17 protein-coding genes and 2 pseudogenes are annotated in these 15,689 nt (G+C 70.7%); 12 read left to right on the top strand and 7 right to left on the bottom strand.

What is annotated here, in order from left to right; genetic code table 11:
* Positions 1-23 precede the first annotated feature (23 nt).
* The 4 genes and pseudogenes from B9S61_RS27565 to B9S61_RS27550 all read right to left on the bottom strand — a co-directional run.
* Positions 24-458, bottom strand: a pseudogene (locus B9S61_RS27565) (aminotransferase class I/II-fold pyridoxal phosphate-dependent enzyme); the annotation flags it as partial.
* A 76-nt stretch (positions 459-534) separates the two neighbouring features.
* The gene (locus B9S61_RS27560) at positions 535-795 is read right to left on the bottom strand and encodes a Txe/YoeB family addiction module toxin (protein WP_103544660.1); all 261 of its coding nucleotides are present in this window, start codon (positions 793-795) and stop codon (positions 535-537) included.
* A gap of 10 nt (positions 796-805) precedes the next feature.
* Positions 806-1,063, bottom strand: a complete 258-nt coding sequence (locus B9S61_RS27555) for a type II toxin-antitoxin system Phd/YefM family antitoxin (protein WP_103544659.1) — start codon at positions 1,061-1,063, stop codon at positions 806-808.
* A 150-nt stretch (positions 1,064-1,213) separates the two neighbouring features.
* Positions 1,214-1,654 (bottom strand): annotated as a pseudogene (locus B9S61_RS27550) (aminotransferase class I/II-fold pyridoxal phosphate-dependent enzyme); the annotation flags it as partial.
* A 101-nt stretch (positions 1,655-1,755) separates the two neighbouring features.
* On the opposite strand from B9S61_RS27550, the gene B9S61_RS27545 reads away from it, so the two are divergent.
* Both B9S61_RS27545 and B9S61_RS27540 read left to right on the top strand, forming a co-directional pair.
* Positions 1,756-2,025 (top strand): type II toxin-antitoxin system Phd/YefM family antitoxin, encoded by a 270-nt coding sequence (locus B9S61_RS27545; protein ID WP_103544658.1) that lies wholly within the window; start codon positions 1,756-1,758, stop codon positions 2,023-2,025.
* Complete coding sequence (locus B9S61_RS27540; RefSeq protein ID WP_103544657.1) at positions 2,018-2,281, top strand: type II toxin-antitoxin system RelE/ParE family toxin; 264 nt, start codon at positions 2,018-2,020, stop codon at positions 2,279-2,281. The genes B9S61_RS27545 and B9S61_RS27540 overlap by 8 nt, the downstream gene beginning before the upstream one ends.
* Before the next feature lie 270 nt (positions 2,282-2,551).
* Here the strand turns inward: B9S61_RS27540 and B9S61_RS27535 are convergent, their stop codons facing one another.
* From B9S61_RS27535 to B9S61_RS27525, 3 genes are all read right to left on the bottom strand, one after another.
* Entirely contained in the window at positions 2,552-3,742 is a 1,191-nt protein-coding gene (locus B9S61_RS27535; RefSeq protein ID WP_103544656.1) for a pyridoxal phosphate-dependent aminotransferase, read from the bottom strand.
* Positions 3,743-4,652: 910 nt separating this feature from the next.
* On the bottom strand, positions 4,653-5,174 hold the full coding sequence (locus B9S61_RS27530; protein ID WP_103544678.1) for an ATP-binding protein: 522 nt from the start codon (positions 5,172-5,174) through the stop codon (positions 4,653-4,655).
* Between the two features lie 38 nt (positions 5,175-5,212).
* The gene (locus B9S61_RS27525) at positions 5,213-5,971 is read right to left on the bottom strand and encodes a GntR family transcriptional regulator (RefSeq protein WP_103544655.1); all 759 of its coding nucleotides are present in this window, start codon (positions 5,969-5,971) and stop codon (positions 5,213-5,215) included.
* Between the two features lie 242 nt (positions 5,972-6,213).
* Here B9S61_RS27525 and B9S61_RS27520 point away from each other — a divergent pair, with 242 nt between their 5' ends.
* The 10 genes from B9S61_RS27520 to B9S61_RS27475 form a co-directional block, all read left to right on the top strand.
* The gene (locus tag B9S61_RS27520; RefSeq protein ID WP_258039880.1) at positions 6,214-6,609 is read left to right on the top strand and encodes a helix-turn-helix transcriptional regulator; all 396 of its coding nucleotides are present in this window, start codon (positions 6,214-6,216) and stop codon (positions 6,607-6,609) included.
* On the top strand, positions 6,606-6,878 hold the full coding sequence (locus B9S61_RS27515) for a hypothetical protein (protein ID WP_103544653.1): 273 nt from the start codon (positions 6,606-6,608) through the stop codon (positions 6,876-6,878). Before B9S61_RS27520 ends, B9S61_RS27515 begins: the two co-directional genes overlap by 4 nt.
* On the top strand, positions 6,875-7,498 hold the full coding sequence (locus B9S61_RS42700) for a hypothetical protein (protein ID WP_258039879.1): 624 nt from the start codon (positions 6,875-6,877) through the stop codon (positions 7,496-7,498). Before B9S61_RS27515 ends, B9S61_RS42700 begins: the two co-directional genes overlap by 4 nt.
* 101 nt (positions 7,499-7,599) lie before the next feature.
* Positions 7,600-9,153: an ATP-binding protein gene (locus B9S61_RS27505; protein ID WP_258039878.1), complete on the top strand. Its 1,554-nt coding sequence runs from the start codon at positions 7,600-7,602 to the stop codon at positions 9,151-9,153.
* A 263-nt stretch (positions 9,154-9,416) separates the two neighbouring features.
* On the top strand, positions 9,417-9,656 hold the full coding sequence (locus B9S61_RS27500; protein WP_103544652.1) for an AlpA family transcriptional regulator: 240 nt from the start codon (positions 9,417-9,419) through the stop codon (positions 9,654-9,656).
* A gap of 438 nt (positions 9,657-10,094) precedes the next feature.
* Positions 10,095-11,357: a site-specific integrase gene (locus B9S61_RS27495; protein WP_103544651.1), complete on the top strand. Its 1,263-nt coding sequence runs from the start codon at positions 10,095-10,097 to the stop codon at positions 11,355-11,357.
* Positions 11,358-11,547: 190 nt separating this feature from the next.
* Positions 11,548-11,802 carry a hypothetical protein gene (locus tag B9S61_RS41105; RefSeq protein ID WP_181007562.1) on the top strand — a complete coding sequence of 85 codons (255 nt, stop codon included), beginning with the start codon at positions 11,548-11,550 and terminating at the stop codon, positions 11,800-11,802.
* A gap of 404 nt (positions 11,803-12,206) precedes the next feature.
* Positions 12,207-12,740, top strand: a complete 534-nt coding sequence (locus tag B9S61_RS27485; protein WP_103544649.1) for a DUF2617 family protein — start codon at positions 12,207-12,209, stop codon at positions 12,738-12,740.
* 59 nt (positions 12,741-12,799) lie between these two features.
* On the top strand, positions 12,800-14,470 hold the full coding sequence (locus B9S61_RS27480) for a polyamine aminopropyltransferase (protein WP_103544648.1): 1,671 nt from the start codon (positions 12,800-12,802) through the stop codon (positions 14,468-14,470).
* A gap of 87 nt (positions 14,471-14,557) precedes the next feature.
* Positions 14,558-15,689, top strand: a 1,132-nt coding sequence (locus B9S61_RS27475; RefSeq protein ID WP_103544647.1) for an SRPBCC domain-containing protein, incomplete at its 3' end; no start/stop codon positions are given.

The raw sequence follows: 15,689 nt of genomic DNA, 5'->3' as shown, positions 1-15,689 counted from the left end.
CCCAGCTTCGCGTTACGGACGAGTCAGTGGAGCCGGGCAAGCCGCTTCACGGCCTCCTCCAGCACCCCCGTTCGCTTGCAGAACGCGAAGCGGACGAACGGGGCGCCCATGTCCTGGTGGTCGTAGAAGACGGCCGTGGGGATGGCCACGACGCCCGCGCGTTCGGGCAGGGCGCGGCAGAAGGCGATGCCGTCGGTCTCGCCCAGGGGGCGGATGTCGGCGGTGATGAAGTAGGTGCCGGAGGGGCGGTAGACGGTGAGGCCCGCCTCCTCCAGGCCGGACGCGGGGACGTCGCGCTTGGCCCACAGGTCGTCCCGGAATCCGGTGAAGTACGACTCGGGCAGGGCGAGGGCCTCGGCGATCGCGTACTGGAAGGGGCCGGCCGAGACGTAGGTCAGGTACTGCTTGGCCGAGCGGACCGCCGTGACCAGGGGCGGGGCGGCCGTCACCCAGCCCACTCCGTGTTCGCACACCTATTCGTGTGCGGCGCGGGTCAGTTGCGAGAAGGGTGCTGTGCCCGACCCCCGAGTCCCGTCAGCTTTCGTAGTGGTAACGGCACTGTGCGATCAGGACGCCGTCCTCGGTGGCCTTGTAGATCAGCCGGTGCTCGTCGTTGATGCGGCGCGACCAGTAGCCCTGGAATCCGTGCTTGAGCGGTTCCGGTTTGCCGATGCCCTCGTTGCCGTTCCGGGTGATGTCCGCGATGAGCGTGTTGATGCGCTTGAGGATCTTCCGGTCCTGAAGCTGCCACCACAGGTAGTCCTCCCAGGCACGGGAAGAGAAGGTGATCTTCAACTCGCGGCCCCTACTCGTCGGTCGCCAGCTCGCGCACGGTGCCGCCGCCGCTTTCCAGCTCGTCGATGGACGCGAGCAGGCGCCGGGCGTTGGCCGGACTGCGCAGCAGGTACGCCGTCTCTTTCAGGGACTCGTAGTCCTCGAGGGAGACGATGACGACCGGCTCGTGTCCGGCCCGGGTGATGACGACCTCTTCGCGGTCGTCGGTGACGGAGTTGAGCACCTCGGCGTACCGCGCGCGCGACTCGGAATACGTCATGGTCTTCACAATCGACCCTCCTTTCACGTACAGAAAATTGTACGTCTGTCCCTGTCGGTGCGGCAAGCGCCGAAACGACGGCCTCCGGCGCGAAAGTGCCGGGCAGGCGAAGCGTGGCAGGCGGCGGGGGACGCGTCGACCAGTCCCGAGGGGCGGCCGTCAGCCCGCGAATGCCTTGCGGAGCCGTTCCGCCGCGTCTGTCAGCACCTCGGTGCGCTTGCAGAACGCGAACCGCACGAACGGGGCGCCGGCCTCGCGGTGGTTGTAGAAGACCGCGTTCGGGATGGCTACGACGCCCGCGCGCTCCGGCAGCGAACGGCAGAAGGCGAAACCGTCGCTCTCACCAAGGGGCCGGATGTCGGTGGTGATGAAGTACGTGCCGGCCGGGCGGAAGACCTTGAAGCCCGCCCGCTCCAGGCCGCCCGCGAGGAGGTCCCGCTTGGCCAGCATGTCCGCGCGGAAGTCCGCGAAGTACGCGTCGGGCAGGCGCAGGGCCTCGGCCACGGCGTATTGGAAGGGCCCCGAGGCGACATACGTCAGGAACTGCTTCGCGGAGCGGACGGCGGCGACGAGATCGGGAGAGCCGGTGACCCAGGCGACTCCTTGTTCGCGCACTCATTCGCATGAGGGCCCACAGGGCTATACCTCCGAGCGACAGTGAGCCGTTGTGTACACATGAGACATTCGGTACCCTTGGGTGCATGACACAGCCCATGCCCATAGAGTCGATCCGCGATGTCCGGGCACACCTGGCCGAGGTGGTGGAGCGGGCCGACCGTGACGACGTACCTACCGTCATCACCCGGCGCGGCAAGCAGGTCGCCGCCGTGGTGTCCATCGAGGTGCTGCGCAAGTATCAGGAGTGGGAAGAGCGCGAGATCAACCGGATCATCGACGAGCGTATGACCAACCCGGCACCCGGCATCCCGATCGAGGACATCATGAGGGAGACGCTGGCGCGCAGTGGGTGAGTACCGCACCGTCTTCCGAGCCGAGGCTCAGGCCGAACTCCGCAAGGTGCCGCGAGACATGGCCCTCCGTATTCTGGCCAAGCTGACTGAGCTGGAGAACGACCCGATGGGGTTCAACACCACGGCCCTCGTCTCCCAGCCCGACCGGCGCCGCCTACGGGTGGGCGACTACCGCGTGATCTACACGATCGACAACGGCGAGCTGGTGGTGTGGGTCGTACACGTCGGGCATCGCTCCACCGTCTACGACACCTGAGCACTCCTGGCATCGGGTCAGAATGTCCAGCACCGATCCAGCACGGGATCAACGAAGAGGCCGGGCCCGTAACAGCCCGCACCGCAGACGATGCAGGCGCCAGGCCGACCGGAGTGAGAGGGGAGACCACGCCGAAGGAAGGCGATGTGCAGTTTCGTGTCGCCGAAGCGCTCGCCGGCACCGTGGCCATGCGTCGCGCCGGTGTCTGCCGACACGTGACGCCTCCGGTGTGGGGCTGAGGTCCACGGAGGCGCCCAGACCGTACGGCTGTTACGCGGCCAGCGTCTTGAGTCGGGAGGCCGCCTCCTCCAGCACACCTGTCTGCTTGCAGAACGCGAAGCGGACAAAGGGCGCGCCCTGCTCACGGTGGTCGTAGAAGACCGCGTTGGGGATGGCGACCACCCCGCAGCGCTCCGGCAGGGAGCGGCAGAAGGCGAAGCCGTCGGTCTCGCCCAGGGGGCGGATGTCGGTGGTGATGAAGTACGTGCCGGCCGGGCGGAAGACCTTGAAGCCCGCCCGCTCCAGGCCGCCCGCGAGGAGGTCCCGCTTGGCCAGCATGTCCGCGCGGAAGTCCGCGAAGTACGCGTCGGGCAGGCGCAGGGCCTCGGCCACGGCGTATTGGAAGGGCCCCGAGGCGACATACGTCAGGAACTGCTTCGCGGAGCGGACGGCGGCGACGAGATCGGGGGAGCCGGTGACCCAGCCGACCTTCCAGCCCGTGAAGGAGAAGGTCTTGCCCGCGCTGGAGATGGTGACCGTGCGGTCCCGCATGCCGGGGAGGGTGGCCAGGGGGATGTGTGCGGCGTCGTCGAAGACCAGGTGCTCGTAGACCTCGTCGGTCACCACGAGGAGGTCCCGCTCCACCGCCAGTTCGGCGATCGCGGTCAGCTCCTCGCGGGTGAGGACCGTGCCGGTCGGGTTGTGCGGGGTGTTGAGCAGGAGCAGGCGGGTGCGGTCGGTGACCGCGTCGCGCAGTTCGTCCAGGTCGAGGTGGAAGCGGCCCTCCCGGGGGCGGAGCGTGACCGGGACGCGGGTGCCGCCGGCCATGGCGACGCAGGCCGCGTAGGAGTCGTAGTACGGCTCGAGGGCGATGACCTCGTCGCCGGGTTCCACGAGGGCGAGCAGGGCGGCCGCGATGGCCTCCGTGGCGCCCGCGGTGACCAGGACCTCGGTGTCGGGGTCGTACGAGAGGCCGTAGCGGCGCAGCTGGTGCGCGGCGACGGCGGTGCGCAGTTCGGGGATGCCGGGGCCCGGCGGGTACTGGTTGCCGCGGCCGTCGCGCAGCGCCCGTACGGCGGCCTCCCTGACCTCCTCGGGGCCGTCGGTGTCGGGGAAGCCCTGGCCCAGGTTGATGGCTCCGGTTCGCAGGGCCAGGGCGGACATCTCGGCGAAGACCGTCGTGCCGAACTCGGCGAGCCGGCGGTTCAGGAGGGGGCGCGCGCTGGAGGTCATGGCCGCCATCCTGGGCCCAACCTCTGGAGTTCCTCAACTCACCTTCGAGGGTGGGCACCTGCACCGATGACCAGCACACCGCCCCTGAGCTGGGGAAGGGCTGTTGCCGACTGTCATCATCTGTCATCGTTGGCCACCCTCGGACGGCCCACAGACGGCCCGGCTCTGGCCCTCGAAGAGCCGCTAGGTCTAGCGGCTCGCGGTGCTAGGTCTAGCAGCATGACTAGCGGCTGAAACCCCCGGTGACCAGCACGCTAGCGGCTAGTGGCCCGTCTGGGCACTTCCCAGAATCGGTCCGTCGGCCGCCGCTGCGGGGCACCGTCGGGCTGCTAGGGGACGGCCGTCGGCCGTTGCGGAGAAGGGCGAGAAGGTGCGGCCTACGGCCGCGCGTCTCTGGGCTCGCTGCGCTCGCGCGCCGACCGCTGACCATGGCGAGCATCGTGCGCGACTGCCTGTCTCCCTCTTGGAAGGCACCACGGCTCTTCAGGAGGGGGCAGACGGGCCGTTCGTGGGGATCGCCTCCCCCTCTGAAGAGCCTCCCCCTTCCTCTCTCCTAGAGAGTTAAGGAAAACAGCGTCCGCAGCGTCCGCCGGACATCGTTCACACCCTTTGACCTGCGCTGTTACTGCGGACGCTAAACAAAGTGTTTAGCGTCCGCTAGTGTCCGCAGCGTCCGGTGACGTTCCACTCCTAAGAGCGAGTCTTCGCAGGTCAAGGCTGCTCTTAGGGGGGAGAGGGAGCGGACGCTGCGGACACTGAGCGCTCCGGAACGCCGAAGAGGAGCACCCCGTCGGCGCGCGGGGTGCTCCTCTTCGATGCGCTGCCACCGGTAGAGCGCGACGATCGTTGAGTTTTCCGAGCGTCGCCGCGCGCGAGCGTAGCGAGCTGCCAAGGGCCGCGCGGCTGTAGGCCGCACCTTCTATCCCTTGCTCTGCTGGGCAACCTCGCTCAGTGCCTTCAGTACCGACTCGGGGTCGCCGTTGTACACGAGGTGCGGTTCGTCTGGCTCCGGCGGGGCGAACCGGGTGCGGTAGCGGAGCAAGTCGCTTTCGGCGAAGTAGATCGAGTTCGGGTCGGCCTCATGTCGCGCGTTCCGCCGGCTGACACGGGCCCACAGTTCCTCGTGGCTCGCTTCCAGGTAGACGAGCACTGTGCTCGCGCCCGCATCGGTCGCGATCGACCGCCAGTGAGCGCGGTCCTCCGGTGTCCAAAAGCCGTGGTCGACCACTACGTCCCGTCCGGCCCGCAATTGCTTGCGGAGTTCCACGGCGGTCTCTTCGAGGACCGGACGTTCGAGCGTTGGGAAGACACCACGGGGAAAGTCGACCCCGTAGACACCATGCCGGCGGAACATCTCTTCGTCGGGGCAGAGCCGGAGGAAACCGCGGGCTGTGAGGGCGCGGGAAAGCGTGGTCTTGCCCGAGCCGGGCAGTCCTGCCATGAGCACACAGGACGGTCGGGCCACGTGGCCGTCAGCCGTCACGGGGTGACTTCCGATTCCGTGCGCCACGTACGACCGGGGCCCCCGAGGTCAACGCCGTACTCCACCACGTTGCTCTCGCTGTCCACGAACTTTGCTGTCATCACCACTACGGGATCCGCTGGGGGTTGCGCGGGGTTCAGTTCCAGGAGGCGCGCGTCCTCAGGCGTCAAAAGGCGTGCCGACGCGGTGTCGATCCGGTGAGTGATCGGTCGGCCCGTAGCCTGCGCGATGAGTTGTAGCGACGTTCCACCGGTCAGGCGGTCGCTCTCCATCAATTGTGGGATCAGCCGCCCGTACCGCACGGGGATCCATGACGTGGAGTGCGCGACGATCCCGTGCCGGTCGCGGTACACCCGGCGTCGCCTGATCACCTCCGAACCAGGCGCAATGTCCAGCGCGCTCGCCACGTCTGCGGGCGCCGGCACAACGGCGGCTTGATGGGAGTCGGACCGTTCACCGGCCCCCCAACTTGACCCGCTGCGGCGGCCCCGGTCCTGGCGCTGGGAGCCGGACGACATGGGGGAGGGTTGATCCAGCACCTCTGTCCCGATGCCGTGAATGCCCCTGACCAACCCTTCGGTGCGCAGCTTCCGCAGCGCCTTTTCGGCGGTCGCGGTGCTGACTTTCCACTCCTGCGCGAGGTTCTTGATGCTCGGCAGGAGTGAGCCCGCCGGTAGTGCGCCGGACGTGATCAGTTCCGTGTAGTGGGCGGCAATCTGCGCGTACGGCGCTCGATTGTCGGCCTGCTCCGACATCTCCGTAGCTCCCTTGTCTCAGTGGACGCCATGCCTACTGTACCCCTTGACACCCTAGGGTGCCCTAGGGAACCTTAGGGATGTGCCCGCCGGTCGGATGGATCGATCGGAGACCGCCTGTCCGGCGTGCGCTGAACCCAAAAGGCCCTGGTCAAAGTCAGGGCAAAGCAAGGAGCGGCTCCCTACCGCCAAGCAGATAGCCGCTCCCTGACCCTTGAAGGGGCATTTCCATGATGCCTGAGATGACCGTGACCGTTGACGGTCCGGTACCTCGACAGCCGCAGTTACTGCGGGCGGCGGATTCGCCTTTGGGGCGTGCGCGGGTGGCCCGTGGTTGGTCGCAGGAGAAGGCGGTTCGTGCCTTGCTCCTGTTGGCCGATGCGTGGGGCTGGCAGATCGCGGCGGAGTCGTCGCTGAAGGTGCAGCTCTCGCGGTGGGAGCACGGCGGGAGCCGCCCGAACGAGACGTACCGGGCCCTGTTGTGCGCGGCCTACCGGACCACGCCGGAAGCGCTGGGGTTCGACTGCCCCGGGCAGTCCCAGACGGTCAAGAGCCTGCGGGAGCGTGTCAACGCCCTTGAAGCCTTGGTGGAAAGCCTGACGGGTGCGCTGAGCGCGGTACAGGGGGTGCAGGCATGACGCCCGCCCTGCTGGCCCGCCATGAGCAGTGCTTCCCGGACATGAGCCGTCTGGACGCGGCGAACGCGGCGGCGGCGCTGAGCGTACGGGTATACGGGATGAGTGAGACGGCCCGGACCCGGAACGGGGCAGCGTCGGTCGACGGCTGCCCGTGCGGGGGAACCGGCGTGGTCGACATCGGCGACCCGGACCCCGACCTGTCCTTCGCGCTGTACTGCCCGGTCCATCAGACGGCTACCGCCCTCCACATCCGGGCGGGTGTCCGATGACCACTCTTGAACCGCTGGGCGCCCTGTACGCCCGCGTGACGGCCCCGGCCGCTCCCGCCGTGCCTCTGGCACGGCGGGAGCGCCGCCGCACCGCAGAGGCGTTCCCCACGGTCCCGATCCGGGGGTTGGAGCTGACGGCGGGGGAGGTGGCTGCCGCACTGTTCGAGACGGGGGCCGACGAACTCACCCTTCCGGTGCCCGACACCGACACGCTCTATGACGCCCTCAACGGCGCCGTGCGCGTGCTGGGACCGGCGGGGATCGCCGAAGCGCTGAGCGATTTCCCCGAGCTGGACGCAGAGGAGTTCCCCGAGGTGGGCGCGTGCCGGCGGTTCGCCTACCGGCTGGCCCTGCCGTTGCTGGCCCGACTCGCCCATGCCAACCGCGACGTGCTCACCAGCGTGACGACGTGCGTCACATCCACCGTCACGCCCGGCGTCACGGCGCGATCGGGAGCCGACGGACCGGGCGACCCGACTGGCGCACGGTCTACCCCCAGCCTGCACGAATCGACCCCATACGGACCCGACCACGGATCGGCCGTACGACCCGGCTACCTGTGCTCGCCTCGGCCGGTGCAGGCGTGCGCGGGCCCGACCGGAGAGGCGGTGCCCGCGTGAACGAGGTGAACACTCAGGTGAACGAAACCACCCGCCCAATGAACGGGCAGTCCCGACCCGTGAACAGGACTACCGACAGCGTGAACACCGGTGGCAGCACCGTGAACACGCGTCGGTCGGTCCCCCAGGGTGCGGGCGGTGAGGGCGGCAAGCAGCCGCCGGCCGCCGCGCGGATCGTGGCCATGGCACGCGAGGAGTACCGGTTCGTCATGTCCACCGACGGCCGCCCGTACGCGGTCGCCCTGGACGGAGCGAACGTCGCCGTGCCACTGCGGGGCAGGGCCGGACTGCGTCAGCGTCTGGCCCGGCGGTTCGCGGACGCCTACCCCGGAGAGGTGGCCTCACAGTCGGCGCTCGCGGACGCGATGACCGTGCTGGAAGGGGTCGCGGAGGACGACGACCCGGTGCCGGTGAACCTGCGCGTCGGGCGGGCCCCGGACGGCGCGATCGTGGTCGACCTCGGCAGTGCCGACGGCCGCGCGGTCGTGGTGTCCGGTCTCGGCTGGCAGGTCGTCGACCGCTCCCCGGTGCTCTTCCGCCGGTCCGGCGCCATGGCCCCGATGCCCGTGCCGGTGCTGGACGGTAACGGCCTGGCCAAGCTGCACGCGCTGCTGAACATGGACGAGTCCGCGTTCCATCAGCTTGTGGCATGGCTGGTAGCGGCGTGGATTCCCGACATCCCGCACCCGGCCATCGTGTGCAAGGGCGAGCAGGGCACGGGCAAGTCGAAAGCCGCGCAGATGTTCATCAACCTCGTCGACCCCTCCCCGGCCGCCAAGCGCAGTCAGCCGCGGGACGAGAAGGCGTGGTCCCGGCAGGCGTTCAGCTCATGGGCGCTGTGCCTGGACAACGTGAGCACGATCCCGCCGTGGCTGTCGGACACCCTGTGCAAGGCGGTGACCGGGGACGGCGTGGTCGACCGCGCCCTGTACACCGATGACGACGTGGTGGTCCTCACCTTCCGGCGGGTGCTGGCCATGACCACGATCGACGCGGGAGCTCTCGCCGGGGACCTGGCCGAACGGGTCCTGTTGCTGGACTTGCAGCTCATCGACTCCCACCGCCGCCGCTCCGAGGAAGAGCTGGACGCCACCTTCGAAGCGGTACGCCCGGCGGTGCTCGGGGCGCTGTTCGACGTGCTGGCGTGCGCGCTCGCGGTGCTCCCTGGCGTGCGGCTGGAGTCCATGCCGCGCATGGCCGACTTCGCCCGCGTACTCGCGGCCGTCGACAAGACCCAGGGGTGGCGCACGCTGGACGACTACCTTGCCACCTCGGCGAACGTCGCCACGGATGCGTTGGAGGGCGACCTGTTCGCCATGGCCATCGCGGCGTTGGTGGACCAGTGCGGCACGTGGCAGGGCACGGCCGGGCAGTTGCTCGAAACGCTGCCGGTGCCGGGCCTGGTCCGGCCGCCGAACTGGCCCAAGGACGCCACCCGCGCCGGCGGGCGCGTCAAGCGGCTCGCCCCGCTGTTGCGGTCCATCGGAATCATGGTGGACGACACGCAGCGTAGCCGGGACCGGACCCGGCACAAGCTGCTGATCCTCTCCCGCGCACCCGACGATGACGCGTCAGCGTCCACATCCGACCAAGGCTCTCCCTGGCCGGACGTGGCGCACATCGGGCAGGGCAGAACCCTGCCTGACCAGACCTGACGTAGCCGGACCACCGCCGGGCCGGGCCGCACACGAGCGGCCCGGACACGTCCAACGCTGCGGACGCTACAGCCGTCCAGCGTCCGCAGCGTCCGCACTAGCGTCCGCACTAGCGTCCGCACCCCTCACCCGCCCTGGCCTGCCCGGATGTGGCCGTGCGGACGCTGGGACGCTGCGGACGCTGAAATACACCAACTCTCCAGGACGGCCACCCGGCACCACTCCCACGCACCGCCCGACGGACACGAGGAGTCACCACCGCCATGGCCACCACCGAACCGACCGACCCCCGCGCGATCCTGCGCGGCGGCCTCCCGGACCGTTACCTGACCCCCGAAGACCTGGTCACGATGTTCAGCCTCCCGAGCGTCGAAACCCTCTACCAGTGGCGCCGCAAGCGCATCGGCCCGCCCGGCTTCCGCGTCGGCCGGTACCTGCGCTACGACCCCGCCGCCGTACGCGCCTGGGTGACCGAACAGGGCGCCCTCGACGACGCGGCCTGACCCCCGGCCGGCGGGGGAGCCACCCGCCGCCGGGCCGGGGAGGCGGGGAGAACTCCCCCACCGCCTCCCCGGCCCGAACTCCCCCAACTGAGCAGCATGAACAGCACTTCGGGGAGGCGGGGAGGCACCGCCCGGACCGCCCCGAGAACCTCCCTGGGAGACCACCCGGGACCCCTGCCGCTGCCTCCCCCACCCGCCCTCGAAAGCGCCGCGCGAGGCAGGGAGGAGCACCGCCTCGGCCCAGGGAGGAAGGGAGAACTCCCTGACCACCTCCCTGGCCCGCCTCCCTCCATCTGATCAGCGCAGATGGCCTCTCAGGGAGGCAGGGAGGCACGCCCCCGGCACCCCCGGAAACTGCCGACAGGCGCCTCCCGGCACCCCCTGTCGCTGCCTCCCTGAGGCACCTCACCGCACACCCAGAGAAGGGACACCGGCCCCATGGCTGGCCACATTCAAGACCGCTGGTTCAAGACCGAAATCGGCGCCACAGGCAAGACCGTCCGCGTCAAGTCTGAGCGTCACGGAAGCGGCCTGCGCTATCGGGCCCGGTACGTCGGCCCCGACGGCACCGAGAAGTCCAAGAGCTTCCCCGACGGCAAGAAGCGTCTTGCCGAGAAGTGGCTGAGCGCCATCGAGACAGACATGACGCGCGGACAGTACACCGACCCGAAGTCGGTTCGGATCACGTTCCGGCAGTACAGCGAGAAGTGGCTGGACAGCAAGACGTCCAGTCCGATGACCCGGAAGGAGCTTGGTCGGCGCCTACGGCTGCACGTCTACCCGGTGCTCGGTTCCCGGCCGATCGGGACGTTCCGGCCCGAGCACATCAGGGAACTTGTCGCGGTGCTGGAAGCCAAGCCCGGGGTGAGCGCCGCCTATGCCCGGAACATCTTCGCGGACGTTCAGTCGGTGCTGTCCGCTGCCGTGGACGACTCGCTGCTGTCGCGCAACCCGTGCGGGGCCCGGACCGTCCGGCGGCCCAAGCCTGACGCGCATCCGGTCGTCCCGTGGGCGCCCGCCCACGTGTTCGCCGTTCGAACGGCGCTCTTGGAGCGGTACCGGGCGATGGTGGACGTCGGCGCCGGATGCGGGCTGCGTCAGGGGGAGGTGTTCGGGCTAGCCGAGGACGCCGTAGACGTCGACGGCCGGACGCTTCACGTGGTCCGGCAGATCAAACACGTGGAAGGACACCCGGTGTTCGCTCTCCCCAAGGGCGGTAAGAAGCGGGACGTGCCGTTGCCCGGCTCCGTGGCGGAAGCGCTCCGGGCGCACGCGGACGCCTTCAAGCCCGTGGAAGTCACGCTGCCTTGGGGCGTGCCTGAGGGTCCGAAGGTGTCCGCACGGCTGATCTTCACCGCCGAACAGGGCGGCATGGTGTGGCGCAGCAACTTCAACGGCAAGGAGTGGAAGCCAGCCCTCGCGGTCGCGGGTCTCATCCCGGCCGCGGACGACCACGGCAAGTACGAGTCGGCCCGCGAGCACGGGATGCACGCCCTGCGCCACTTCTACGCTTCCGCATTGTTGGACGCGGGAGAGAACATCAAGGCCGTCAGCGAGTACATGGGGCACGCCGATCCGGCCCTGACGTTGCGGGTGTACGCCCACCTGATGCCGGACAGCCGCGCGCGGGCCCGCCGTGCCATCGACTCGGTGTTTCAGCGTCTCTCAGAGGAAGATCACGGCCCACAGACGGCCCAGTGACGCCCGGACGGCCTCTGAACTGCCTTTCTGTGCAGGTCAGGGGCCGTTCCCCGTATTGGACCCTCAGAAGTTCCTCAACTCTGCTTTGGGCCGCGCGGGCGGGGGGCATCTCCCGGTCACGCACGTGAGCGAGGCGCCCACGGGGGGCTGCTTCGGGGGATCACGGGGGATTCGGAAGGAGGGTGACGCCATGACCTTCGGCATCATCCTGGCGGTACTCGTCCTGCTCTTCGTCGGTTCCGGTGTGGCCGGGAGGCGCAGGGCCGCGGGCCCGTCCACGGGGCGGCGCGGCGGGAAGCGCGACCGCGGCTGGTGGGCCGGCCATGCGGACGGGGGCGGCGGCGGGGGCGCCGGCTGTGGTTCGTCCTCCGGCGGACACTCGTCCTGCGGAGGCGGGTCGTCCTGCGGGGGCGGCGGGGGCGGCGGATGCGGCGGAGGAGGCTGACACGGGGCAGCTCGCCTCCGCTTCGGGGGATGACGCATCCGCGTCGGCGGGGTCCGCTCCTGGGGCGGACCCCGCCGAAGTGCTGTGCGGGGGCGGGGAGTCCGGTTCCGGTTGGCCGCGGTGCCGGGGCGCGCGGTGGCGTACGCCGTCACTCAACGGCGTACTCAGGGGTTGAACAGGTGAGCTGAGGAGCCCCCCAGGGGATGGAAAGCCCAGGAAGTTGGGTAAAGACGCTGTGGTGGCACCACATTTCATGATTCCCTATAAATCACCAGCGCAGCCCTCGGACTCCCCGCGGACCCTTCTTCCGGCCGGGCGACCGGGCTGACGGGCCGAGTTCCCCGGCGCGACCGGGGCGCGCGACCCCCTTCCTCCCTTTCCTTGTGTGCTAGCGGAGCCGATCCATGCTCACGACCCTGAACACCGCCTATTCCGACACGCGCGCGGCCGACCTCGCCTGGGCCCTGGGACGCGAGCCGCTCCCCGCGCTGGCCACGCTCGATCTCGAACTGACCGGGGCGAAACTCCAGTTGCGACTGCTGGGTGCGTCCCATCAGGTGCTGGTGGAGGAGGAGCGGGGTCTGTGTTCGGAGACGGTGGCGTGCATTCCGGGCAGCAGTACGCCGCTTCCGCTGGGTGTGGCCAAGCGGGTGGGCGACTGGGAGTACGAGTTCGCCGCCCGGGTGGAAGAGCTGGCTCCGGGTTCCTTCGCGGGCCGGGCGCAGGAACTGCTCGCGCTGGTGGCCGACCATCCGCAGGGCCTCGCCGGAGTGTTCCCGGGCGATCCGCACGCGTTCACGGCGATGCTCGCCCAGCGGTGCGGGGGCCGGATCCACTGGCGGACCTGGCACGCCTACCCGCAGGACGGGCAGCTCGTGGCCACGCGGACCAGGGTCGGGGTACGGACGATGGCCCATTCGGGTGTGGGGCAGGCGTAAACAAAAATCACGCGTGTGGGTGACGTTGTGCGGTGGGGTCGTGACGTAACGTCGCTGGAGTGATCGAACCGCACGCCCCCGCGCCGCCCGGCTCCGCGCAGTCCCGGAACCGGCCCGGTGGCGACGCGGAGAGTCCGTTGCGGCTGCCGGTGCGGCAGGACACCGGGCGGTTCCTGGTCCTGGCGGGCGTGTTCGTCTGTGCGGCCTGCGGACTGGTGTACGAGCTGGAACTGGTCGCGCTGGCCACGTACTTGATGGGCGACTCGGTCGCCCAGACGTCCGTCGTGCTGTCCGTGATGGTCTTCGCGATGGGTATCGGCTCCCTCGCCGCCAAGCGGCTGCGGCGGCACGCGGCGGCCGGCTTCGGTGCCGTCGAGGCGGTCCTCGCGCTGGTCGGCGGATGCAGCGCGATGGCCCTGTACGCCGTCTTCGCCTGGACGGGTGACTGGGGCGGCGTCTGGGCGAACGGCCCGCGCACCCTGCTGGTCGTCTTCTCCCTGGCCACCGGCCTGCTGATCGGGGCGGAGGTGCCGCTGCTGATGGAACTGATCCAGCGGATCCGGCGGCAGGACGCGGGCGGCGCGGTGGCCGATCTGTCCGCCGCGGACTATGTCGGCGCACTGGTGGGAGGACTCGCTTTCCCGTTCCTTCTCCTGCCGTTGCTGGGGCAGTTGACCGGTGCGCTGATCACGGGGGCCGTCAACGCGGTCGTCGGCGGGGCGCTGGTGCTCGGGCTGTTCCGGCAGGACCTCACGCGCCGGGCCCGCCGGCTGCTGGTGGCCGTCAACGTGTGCGTGCTCGTGGTCCTCGGCTCCGCCGCCGTGCTGGTCGACGACTTCGAACGGGCCGCCCGGCAGGCCATGTACGGCCCGGACGTACGAGTGGCCCTGCACACGGACATGCAGGAGGTACTGCTCACCGGCGGGCGTGACGGGCGGCCGCTGAACCTGTTCCTCGACGGGCGGCTGCGGGTCAGCGGCCGGGACGAACTGCGCTACCACGAGGCGCTGGTGCACCCCGCGATGAACGGGCCGCGCACGCGGGTGCTCGTCCTCGGCGGGGGTGACGGGCTGGCCGTGCGGGAGGTGCTGCGCCACACCGGCGTGCGCCGGGTCGACGTCGTCGAACTCGACGCGGGTGTGGTGCGGCTGGCCCGCCGGGACCCGTCGCTGTCCGCGCTGAACGCGCACGCCCTCGACGACCCGCGCGTACGCGTGACCACCGCGGACGCCTTCGACTGGCTGCGCGGGGCGCCCCCGGCGGCGTACGACGTGGTCGTCTCGGACCTTCCGCATCCCGGGATCACCGCGAGTACGAAGCTGTACTCGCGGGAGTTCTACGGGCTGGCCCGGCGGGTGCTGGCGCCCGGCGGGCGGCTCGTGGTGCACGGGGGCGCGGTGGAGCACCGCACCCGCGACTTCTGGACGGTGGACGCGACACTCCGCGCGGCCGGCCTCCACACCGCCGCGTACCGCGTGCGCGGCCGGCAGGCCGGTTTCGCCGCCGGCCCCGACCGCAGTCCCCTGAGCACCTCCCACGCGCACCGCGACTGGGGGTTCGTACTGGCGGCCCCCCGCCGCCTCCCGGGCGGGCCGCGCCTGGACCCGTCCGGGCCGCGCACCCGCACGCTCACCGACGCCTCCCTCGCGGCGGACGCCCGGGCCGCCGAGGAGACCCGGGTGCGCGGTCTGCCGGCGTCCACACTGATCCACCCGCGGTACACCGGCTGAGCCCCCATACCGCCTTCCGCACCGACGCGCCGTGACTTCCCGCCGACGGGGGTGCAGTGCCGCGTCGGCTGGGTAGGCTCCGCACTCATGGAGCACGAGGTGTTCGTTCCGGTCGAGGAGGAGCGGCTCAGGGAGGTGCTGGACGACCCCGCGCGGGTCGCCCGGGCGGTGCCCGGGCTCCAGCACGACGCCGGCGCGGATCCCGTCGCCGGCCGCCTGAAGGTCCGCGTCGGCAGCCACTCCGTCACCTACCGGGGGGCGCTGCGGGTCGCCGCGCGCGACGACGGTACGTACACCGTCGGGGGCGAGGCGTCGGAGACCCGGGGCAGCGGCACGGTGAAGCCGGCCCTCCGGCTGCGCCTGGCCCCCGCCGGCTCCTCCGGCACCACCCTCACCATCACCGGCACGGCCACGGCCGACGGACGGGTCACGGAGCTGCCCCCGGACGCGGTGGCGGCGGCGGTGACCCGCCTGCTGAACCGCTTCGCGGAGAACCTGGGCCGGGCGGCGGAGGAACCACCGGAGCCACCCCCGGCAGCCCCGGAACCAGCCACCGACACCGACAAGCCGGCCCGCCCCGGCCAGGCGGCCGGCGCCGGTCCGACAGCGGCCCCGGATGCGGAGAGGGCTCCCGGTCCTGACGCGGCTCCCGGTCCCGAGGCGGTCTCCGGCCCGGCAGCGGGCTCCGGCCACACAGCGGCCCCGGATGCGGAGAGTGCTCCCGGCCCCGACGCGGCTCCCGGCCCCGACGCGGCTCCCGGCCCCGACGCGGGTCCCGGCCCGGAGACGGCCTCTGGCCCGGAGGCGGGCCCCGGCTCCGGTGCCGGTCCCGACGCTGACGGGGAGTCCCCGCAGGGGAAGCCGGACGAGTCCGGTGACGGCCCGGAGTCCCCGGAGCTGTTGTCCACGGGGGACTTCGAGCCTCGGGCCACCAGCGACTTCGAGACCACCCCGGACGCGGACGACACCCCGCCCCCGTCCGAACGGGACGAGCCCGCCCCGGACGCGGACCGTGCCTCCGTCTTCGGGACGGAGATCCCGCCGTCCTCCCTCGACGACGAGGACGACGCGGGCGACGAGGACTCCGTCGCGGAGGCGGCCCACGCCCGGCGGACGATGATCGGCCGCAGCGCCGAAGAGGTGGACCACGCCCCGCCCCGCGGCCGCTACGCCCCCGTCCCCGCCCCGCAGACCGTCTCGTCCGCCGCCTCGCTGCGCT

The sequence above is a fragment of the Streptomyces sp. SM1 genome, assembly GCF_002910825.1.
GTDB classification, from domain to species: domain Bacteria; phylum Actinomycetota; class Actinomycetes; order Streptomycetales; family Streptomycetaceae; genus Streptomyces; species Streptomyces okerensis.
This window is presented reverse-complemented; position numbering and strand designations above follow the sequence as displayed.